Below are 8,387 nucleotides of genomic sequence, written 5' to 3' on the forward strand. Positions count from 1 at the left end.
TGCCGGAGGACGCGATGGGCCCGGAGAACGCTGCGGGGGCGGCGGACTCGACGGGTCGGAGCGCGGCCGCCGGCCCGCACGCCGACGGGGCGGTCGGTTCGGCTCCTGACCCTTCGAGAGATGCGCACGGCGGCGACCCCGCCGATCGGGCTGCGGGGCCGGGCTTCTACGCCTGGCTCCGCCGGCTCGGCGTGCCGCGTCGGGCCGGATGGCTCGGCGGCGTGTGCGCCGGCGTCGGCGCGAGGCTCGGCATCGACCCGATCGTCGTTCGCGGCATCGTGGTCGTGATCGCCGTGCTCGGCGCCCCGTTCGTGCTCGTCTACGCCGTCGCGTGGCTGCTGCTGCCCGACACCGAGGGCGAGATCCACTTCGAGCGGCTCACCCGCGGAATCGTCGACCCCGCCGTCGTGGGCATCGCGGTGATGGGCGTCATCGGCTTCATCCCGCTCGTGCAGGGCGGATGGCTCGGCTGGCGCTGGTGGCCCGAGTGGCCGGCGTACTCGTGGGCCGGCATCGACCTCGGCGGAGTGTTCCGCACGATCTGGGGCCTCATGATCGCAGCTGCGATCGTCGTCCTCGTCATCTGGCTCGTTCGCCGGGCCTCCCAGAACGCCCCGGCCGGCGGCGCGTCGCGCGAGGCTTCCGCGCCCGTCGCCGGCCCGGGGTATCCATCACCCGAACCCGACGGCGCGGCGAGTGCCGCGGGGTCCGCCGGCGCGACCGGTGCCGCCGGCGCCGCCGCGTTCACCGCCCTGGCTTCGACCCCGGTGTCCCCGGCTCCGGCTTCCGCCACGGCATCCCCGGCGCCCGCCGGTGAACCGCCGGTGCCCGCCGAGGGCGCCGACGCGGCGACGATCGCCGAGTGGCGCGCCCAGCACGAGGCGTGGCGCGAGTCGCACGCCGAATGGAAGGCCGGCCAGGCGGAGGCCCAGCGCGCCGCGCGCCAGCAGGCCGCCGAGGAGACGCGGGCGCGGGCGCTCGAGTTCCAGGCCGCCGCGGCGGCGGCACGTGAGGCACGGCGTGCGGCGCGCCCGCGGGCGAGCGCGGCGTTCGTGTTCACGATGCTCGGCCTCGCGCTCGTCGCCGGCGCGGGCGCCGCGATCTGGGCGCTCGGCGTTCCAGATGCGGCGCAGTACGCCGTCGCGATCGCCTTCGCCACGGCGACCCTCGTGCTCTCGGCGGCCATGATCGTGGCCGCCCTCTGGCGGCGACGCAGCGGCGCGCTCGCGACGCTCGCCTCGGTGAGCGTCGTCGCGATGCTGATCGCCACCAGCTCATCGGCGATGGCCCCGTTCGGCACGCTGCTCGCCCCCAGCGCGAGCGTGTCGCTCGGATACCCGCAGCAGCTCGTGCAGCCGGTCGGCGACGCGTGGATCTCGATCGGTGCGTACGACGGCTATCCGGACGAGGCCCAGACCGTCACCTTGACCCAGGTCCTCGGGAACGCCTATGTGACGATCGACCCGCACACGTCGATCGTGCTCGACGCGACCGACGCCGGCGACGTCACCGTCTTCACCTACGACGCCGACGGCTACGGGAGCGCCGAGGAGCTCACCGACTCCGACTCGCGGGTCTACACGATCACCTCCGAGGGGATCACCCGATCGGAGAGCGATGACGCCGATGCGCGCCTCGTGCTGCGGCAGACCTCCGGCTACGTGGAGGTCAACGTCTGGGAGGGACAGGAATGACCGGGAACGACGAGAACGTCGGCGCGCTGCCCGAGCGTGCCGGTGCGCCCGCCATCGACACCGAGGTCGTCGAGGCCGAGCTGCTCGACACCGAGGTGGCCCGGAGGGAGCCGGCCACCGGCCTCGAGCCGCCCGCACCCACCGAGGTGCTCACCCCGATCGCCGGGCCGGGCGACGACGACCGGCCCGCCGCCGCTCCGACGGCGCCGGCGGCCGCCGCGACCGCACCGCGTCCGACCATCCGCTGGGGCGCACTCGTCTGGGCGTTGATCTTCGGCTCCGTCGCCGGGCTCACCCTCTGGGTGCTCTCGAATCTGCAGCACCGCGACGACGCGCTCGCCTGGCTCGAGTCGATCCCGCTCGGGCTGCTGCCGCTCTACGGCCTGCTCGTGGTCGGCGTCATCGTCGCGCTCTTCGGAGGGGTCGGGCTCATCCGGCGCGGCGAGCGCAGGCGCCGAGCCGCCCGCGGGTGACGCGCCGAGGCATCCGCCCGTTCCGCCCCCTCACCAGGCGGGCAGCTCGCGATCGCCGAGCGGCGTGAGCTCGGGCGGCATCGGCCACCCGAGCTCGAACCGCATGAGCGGCACGTCGATCGCGCCGAAGTCGTCCTTCTTCACGACGATGCGGTCGGCGCTCACCTCGGTGATGCGCACCCGCAGCTCGGTGCCGTCGCCGAGCAGCAGCACGTACGGGTCGGCGAGATAGGCCAGACCGCGCGCTTCGAGCTGCTCCTCGCCCGTGAGCCAGTCGACAGAGTCGCCGAGCTCGCGGCCGAGCAGGTCGACGGGCACGAAGCCCTCGCCCTCGGGGCGCAGCCAGCCGACGAGCTCGCCGTCGGGGCGGCGGTGTTCGATGAGGTCGGGGCGGTTCACCCGTCCGACCCTAGCGCGGCGAGCTGTCACCGGCCCAGTACGATCCGGCGCGCGGAATGTAGGAAGTTCCTCCGCTTGCACGGCGCGTCGCGGAGCGGTCGGCGGCGTGTCGGGCGATTCTTCCTACATTGCGTGAACGTCACCGAACGCGCACAGCCGGCTGCTCGACCACGCGGCGGACTCCGGGTTCGTCGATGCCCGCAACCCGGCTACAGCTCGACGCCGACGAGCACCGGCTCGGGGTGCAGCACGATGCCGAACTCGGCCTGCACCCGCTGCTGCACGAAGCGCGCGAGCTGCACGAGCTCCTCGGCGCTCGCTCCCCCGCGGTTCGTGAGCGCGAGCGTGTGCTTCGACGAGATCGCCGCGCGCGAGCCCGGCAGCGCGAAGCCTCGCCGGATGCCCGCCTGCTCGATCAGCCACGCCGCCGAGAGCTTCACGAGCGGGCCCGGCACCGAGGCCTCCGCCGGGTTCTCGACCTCGGATGCCTCGAGCGAGGCCTGCAGCTCGAGGAACGCGTCGAGCGGGGTGCCCGAGGCGAGCGTCGACAGCGGCGTCACCTCGTCGGGCTCGTCGGGCTCGACGTACCAGCGCGGGGCGGCGGCGGGCATCGTGCGCGCCACCCGCTCGGTCACGATCGGGTTGGTGAAGAACGAGCCCGCGCTCACCGAGTCGGCGTCGTCGGGGTCGAGCACCATGCCCTTCGACGCGCGCAGCGCGAGCACCGTCTCGCGCACTCGCGCGATCGGCACGCGGTCGCCGAGCTGCACGCCGAGCGCGCCGGCGAGCTGGGCGTACGCGATGGGCTGCCCGATCGACTCGCCGAGCACCGCGTGCTCGGCCGACGTGTCGTGCAGGTCGAGCTCGACCGAGACGACGATGCCGCGAAGGCCCTGCTTCAGCACGGAGGTGCGGTAGCCGAGCTCGAGCTCGTCGGCCGCCATGCGGCGCGGGGCGTCGGCGCCCTCGTCGAGGAACTCGATCGCGACGAGCACGGCCTCGAGCTCCTGGCCGTAGGCGCCGATGTTCTGCACGGGCGCCGCCCCGACCGAGCCGGGGATGCCGGACAGCGCCTCGATGCCCGAGTAGCCCTGCTCGACCGTCCACGCGACGAGGTCGTCCCACGTCTCGCCGGCCTGCACGCGCAGGCGCACCGATCCCTCGGCGGGCGGGTGGTCTCGATGCGCCCCTTCGTCGCTCCTCGACCCGAGCCTCGACCGACCGGTCGGCAGCACCTCGATGCCGCGCGTCGCGACGCGGATGACCGTGCCCTCGAACCCGCCGTCGCCGACGAGCAGGTTCGATCCGCCGCCGAGCGCGAGCCACGGGTCATCCGACTGCCAGGCTTCGCGCGCGAGGTCGACGAGGTCGCGCTGGGTCGTCGCGGTGACGAGGCGGGCGATCGGCCCGCCGACCCGCAGGGTCGTGAGCTCGGAGAAGCGGGGAGCGTCGGTCATGTCAGCCGAGCGCGACGCGGACCTGGGCCTTGCCGAGCACCGTCGCGCCGTCGTACGTCACGGTGAGATCGATGCGAGCAGCGGATGCCTCGGCGTCGAGCTGCCCGACCTTCGCGACCACCGACACGGCGGCGCCGTGCTCGGGGTCGACGACGACGGGGCGCGTGAAGCGCACCTGGTAGTCGACGACGCGGGCGGGGTCGCCGACCCAGTCGACGACCGGCTGCACGGCGAGGCCCATGGTCAGCATGCCGTGCGCGAGCACGCCCGGCAGGCCGACCGACGCGGCGACGTCGTCGCGGTAGTGGATCGGGTTGAAGTCGCCCGAGGCGCCGGCGTAGCGCACGAGCGAGTCGCGCGTGAGGTCGAAGGTCCGCTCGGCGACGACGTCGCCGACGGCGAGGGACGCGAGGTCGGGGGTCGGCATCAGTCTTCTCCTCGGATGACGAGCGTCGAGATCGCGGTGACGACGTGCGCGCCGCCTTCGTCGGTGATGACCGACTCGGCCGTGACCATCGAGTGGGCGCCGAGCGTCTTCACGCTCGAGACGGTGAGGGTCGCGGTGAGCAGGTCGCCCGCGACGATGGCGCGGGTCGACGTGAAGCGCTGGTCGCCGTGCACGACCCGCGAGAAGTCGATGCCCGCGTCGGGGTCGGCGAGCAGCTGGGCGAGGGTGTGCTCCTGCACGACGACGGCGAAGGTCGGCGGGGCGACCACGTCGGCGTGGCCCGCGGCGCGCGCAGCCTCGGGGTCGAGGTTGATCGGGTTCGTCGCGAACACGGCGCGGGCGAACTCGCGCACCTTCTCACGACCGACGAGGTACGGCTCGGTGGGCGGGAAGACCCGCCCCTGCAGCTCGGGGTTCACAGACACCCCGTCAGTCTATTCGGCGTGCGCGGTCGGGCTCGGCGGCGTCAGTCGTCGCGCAGGCGGGCCAGCCGCAGGCGCAGGGCGTCGAGCAGGAGCTCGAGGCCGAGCTCGAAGACCCGGTCGGAGCGCGCGTCGCCGCGTTCGGCCGAGGCGATGAGTCGGCCGAGGCTCTTCGTCGGCACGCCGGGCTGCCAGATGTCGTCGGGCGAGGCGTAGTCGAGCCCGAAGCCGAGGGCGAACGAGTCGAGCACGGCGACGACCGGCAGCACCTCGTCGTCGGGGAATCCGCCCTCGACGAGCGCCGTCGCGAGCGAGTCGTAGCCCGCGATGACGGTGTCGTCGGTGATCGTCTTGCCGACGAGCAGCGGCACGATCGCCGGGTGCTCGGCGTAGAGCCGTCGCATGCGCTGCATCGTGGCGACGACGACCTCGTCCCAGGTGCCGCCCGGCGTCTCGAGCAGGTAGCGGCGGCCGAGCCGACCGCGCATGAGCTCGATGATGCCGTCGCGCCCGTCGACGTGGTTGTACAGCGACGACGGCGTCACCCCGAGGCTGCGGGCGAGCGCGTTGACCCCGAACGGGGCGCCCGAGTCGACGAGGTCGATCGCCGCATCGGCGATGCGGTCGGCCGACAGGAGCGGCACCTTGGGCCTCGCCATGCGCTCCTCCTCGGGTCGGTCGTCCGTGATCGGACGTCATCGGGCAATCAGGTCAGCCTACGCGGATGCCTCGGGCCGAGGGTTGCGGATCGGGCCGCCCCGTGCATAATAAACGAACACCATTCATTTAAGCGGCTGCCCCCCGGCCGCGTCATCCCCGGCACGCCGAAGTGCCCCGATCCCCCACCGGAGCCCCGATGTCGCACTCCGACCTCAGCGCACGCGTTCCGCTGCGCCCGCCCACCGCGACCGCGACCTTCGCGATCGCCATCGCCGGCTACCTCGGCGTCAACCTCTCGCCCTACATGATCACGGCGCTGCAGTCGGCGCTCGACGCCGACGTGCTCACTGCGAGCTGGATCGTCACGGGCGCCCTGCTGGCGACCGCGATCGTCGGCCTCGCTGCGGCGCCGCTCTGCGCCGGACCGCGCCGGCTGCTCGTCGCCCGCGCCGGGCTCGTGCTGGGCGTCGTCGGCTTCGGTGCAGCGGCGCTCGTGCCCGAGCCCGGCGTCGTCGTCGGCGGACTGCTCGTCGGCGGCGCCGGCGCCGGCGGCGCGGTCGCCGCGGCGGGCGCGGCCATCGCGGCCTTCCGCAACCCCGACCGGGTCGCGGGCTTCAACGGCCTCGCGAACCGCGGCGTCATCACGATCGTGCTCCTCGTCATCCCGCTCGTCGGGCTCGCCCCGATCGACGTGTTCGGCGCGCTCGCGCTCTTCAGCCTCGCCGCACTCGCGGTGAGCGGCTGGCTGCCCGCCGCGCCCGTGCACGCGCCGCAGGCCGGCGCCGCGGTCGCCGAGGCGGTGCCCGTCGAGGTGCCGCCGACCGGCGTCGTGCGCGCCCTGCCCGAGCGGAGCCCCGCGACGACGCGCCTCGTCACGATCGCCGGGTTCGTGCTGCTCGTGACGTTCGCGCTCTGGGCGGCGAGCGAGGACTCGCTCTGGGCGATGGCCGGCGTCATGGGCGCCGAGCAGGCCGGGCTCACCGACGCCGGTCTCGGCCTCGCACTCAGCGGCGCGACCGCGGGCGGGCTCGTCGGGTCGGTGATGCTCATGATCGTCGGCGACCGCTTCGGACGAGCGCTCCCGCTCGGCATCCTGCTCGCACTCGGTGGCATCCTGAAGATCGTGGAGGGCTTCACGACCGACGAGACGAGCTTCATCGTCGTGTTCATCGCCTGGAACACGGTCTACGCCCTCGCCTTCATGTACTTCGTCTCGACCTCGGCCGCGCTCGACGCCGACGGCCGGTGGTCGGGACCCCTGCTCGCCGTCTACCTCGTCGGCTCGAGCCTGACCCCGGTCATCGGGGCCGCGCTCGTCGAGGCGCTCGGCTACCAGGGCTTCGTCGTCGCACTCGGCGTCGCGAGCTTCGTGCTCGCGGTTCCGGCGGTCGCCGTCGCCCGCCTGTCCACCCGCCTCCAGCGCGCAGAGGCCGGCCCGCCGGCCGGCGCGTCGCCCGAGGCATCCGCCCAGACCCAGGAGGTCACCGCGTGAGTCGCACGCTCGTCACCAATGCCCGCATCTTCACCGCGAACCGCCCCGGCGACGGGGCCGAGTGGGCCGAGGCGCTCGTCGTCGACGGCGAGTCGCTCGCCTTCGTCGGGGATGCCGCGACCGCCGCCTCGGCGGCGGGCCCCGACGCCGAGGTGCAGGATCTCGGCGGCCGGCTCGTCGTGCCCGGCTTCCTCGACGTGCACACCCACCTGCACATGCTCGGCGACGCCCTCGGCCGGGTGCAGCTGCGCGACGCCCGCGACCTCGGCGAGATCCAGGCGCGTCTGCGGGCTGCACGGGATGCCGCGCCCGACGCGCCCCGCCTGCTCGGCGTCTCGTGGCTGTTCGACTCGGTGCCCGGCGGCTCGCCCACCCGGCAGATGATCGACGAGGTCGTCGACGACGTGCCCGTCTTCCTCGACGCGAACGACCTGCACTCGACCTGGGTCAACTCGGCCGCCCTCGCCGAGCTCGGCATCACGCGCGACACCCCCGACCCGATCGGCGGGCGCATCGGCCGCGACGCCGACGGCGAGCCCGACGGCCTGCTCTACGAGACCGCGGCGATGTACCACGTGTGGGCGCACCTCGCCGAGGTCACGACCGACGCGGATCGCGACGCCGCTGTCGAGCGCGCGCTCGACGCGTATCTCGCGACGGGCGTTACCGGCGCGGCCGACATGGCGTTCGGGGAGCGCGAGCTCGCCTCGTTCGAGCGCGTCGTCGCCCGGCGCGGGGGGCTGCCGTTCCACCTCGTCGGGTACTGGCTCGTCGACAACACGGGCGACGACGCCGAGAACCTCGCGCAGGTCGCCCGCGCCGTGGAGCTCGCGCAGGGCGGCGGCAGCCCGTGGCTGCGCATCGCCGGCATCAAGCTCATCACCGACGGCGTGATCGACGCCTGCACGGCCGCCATGCAGTCGCCGTACGCCGACGGATCGAACGCCGACCCGATCTGGCCCTACGAGCAGATGGCCCCCGTGGTCGCCGCGGCCGACGCCGCGGGCCTGCAGGTCGCACTGCACGCCATCGGGGATGCCGCGAGCTCGTCGGCGCTCGACGCGATCGAGCACGCGATCGAGGTCAACGGCGACCGGCCCGGCGACCGCCCGCGCCGGCACCGCGTCGAGCACCTCGAGTACGCGGCGCGCGGCACGGCCGAGCGGATGGCGCGGCTCGGCGTCACCGCATCGATGCAGCCCGTGCACTGCGACCCGTCGATCATGGACAACTGGATGGCCCGCCTCGGCGACGACCGCGTCGACCGCGGCTTCGCGTGGCCCGAGTACCGCGACGCGGGCGCCCTGCTCGCGTTCTCGACCGACGCGCCGACCGCGCCGCA

The 8,387-nt window shown here is 74.0% G+C and carries 9 protein-coding genes; 4 read left to right on the forward strand and 5 right to left on the reverse strand.

Annotation, left to right across the window (positions count from 1 at the left end; all coding sequences use genetic code 11):
* The first annotated feature begins 14 nt into the window (after window positions 1–14).
* Window positions 15–1,694 (forward strand): PspC domain-containing protein, encoded by a 1,680-nt coding sequence (locus LR269_RS18240; protein ID WP_231432173.1) that lies wholly within the window; start codon window positions 15–17, stop codon window positions 1,692–1,694.
* Window positions 1,691–2,167 (forward strand): hypothetical protein, encoded by a 477-nt coding sequence (locus tag LR269_RS18245; RefSeq protein ID WP_231432174.1) that lies wholly within the window; start codon window positions 1,691–1,693, stop codon window positions 2,165–2,167. The genes LR269_RS18240 and LR269_RS18245 overlap by 4 nt, the downstream gene beginning before the upstream one ends.
* A 30-nt stretch (window positions 2,168–2,197) precedes the next feature.
* On the opposite strand, the gene LR269_RS18250 is transcribed toward LR269_RS18245, so the two are convergent.
* The 5 genes from LR269_RS18250 to LR269_RS18270 form a co-directional block, all read right to left on the reverse strand.
* Window positions 2,198–2,566 carry a hypothetical protein gene (locus LR269_RS18250; RefSeq protein WP_231432175.1) on the reverse strand — a complete coding sequence of 123 codons (369 nt, stop codon included), beginning with the start codon at window positions 2,564–2,566 and terminating at the stop codon, window positions 2,198–2,200.
* A gap of 209 nt (window positions 2,567–2,775) precedes the next feature.
* Window positions 2,776–4,023, reverse strand: coding sequence for a UDP-N-acetylmuramate dehydrogenase (locus LR269_RS18255; RefSeq protein ID WP_231432176.1), 1,248 nt, complete (start codon window positions 4,021–4,023; stop codon window positions 2,776–2,778).
* Between the two features lies 1 nt (window position 4,024).
* The gene (locus tag LR269_RS18260) at window positions 4,025–4,450 is read right to left on the reverse strand and encodes a MaoC family dehydratase (RefSeq protein ID WP_231432177.1); all 426 of its coding nucleotides are present in this window, start codon (window positions 4,448–4,450) and stop codon (window positions 4,025–4,027) included.
* Window positions 4,450–4,896 carry a MaoC family dehydratase N-terminal domain-containing protein gene (locus LR269_RS18265; protein ID WP_231432178.1) on the reverse strand — a complete coding sequence of 149 codons (447 nt, stop codon included), beginning with the start codon at window positions 4,894–4,896 and terminating at the stop codon, window positions 4,450–4,452. Before LR269_RS18265 ends, LR269_RS18260 begins: the two co-directional genes overlap by 1 nt.
* Window positions 4,897–4,937: 41 nt before the next feature.
* On the reverse strand, window positions 4,938–5,552 hold the full coding sequence (locus LR269_RS18270; RefSeq protein WP_231432179.1) for a TetR/AcrR family transcriptional regulator: 615 nt from the start codon (window positions 5,550–5,552) through the stop codon (window positions 4,938–4,940).
* A 197-nt stretch (window positions 5,553–5,749) separates the two neighbouring features.
* On the opposite strand from LR269_RS18270, the gene LR269_RS18275 reads away from it, so the two are divergent.
* Window positions 5,750–7,045 carry an MFS transporter gene (locus LR269_RS18275; RefSeq protein WP_231432180.1) on the forward strand — a complete coding sequence of 432 codons (1,296 nt, stop codon included), beginning with the start codon at window positions 5,750–5,752 and terminating at the stop codon, window positions 7,043–7,045.
* The coding region (locus LR269_RS18280) for an amidohydrolase (protein WP_231432181.1) at window positions 7,042–8,387 on the forward strand (1,346 nt) is incomplete at its 3' end. The genes LR269_RS18275 and LR269_RS18280, both read left to right, overlap by 4 nt.

This window comes from Agromyces sp. S2-1-8 (assembly GCF_021129215.1).
Taxonomy (GTDB): Bacteria; Actinomycetota; Actinomycetes; order Actinomycetales; family Microbacteriaceae; genus Agromyces; species Agromyces chromiiresistens.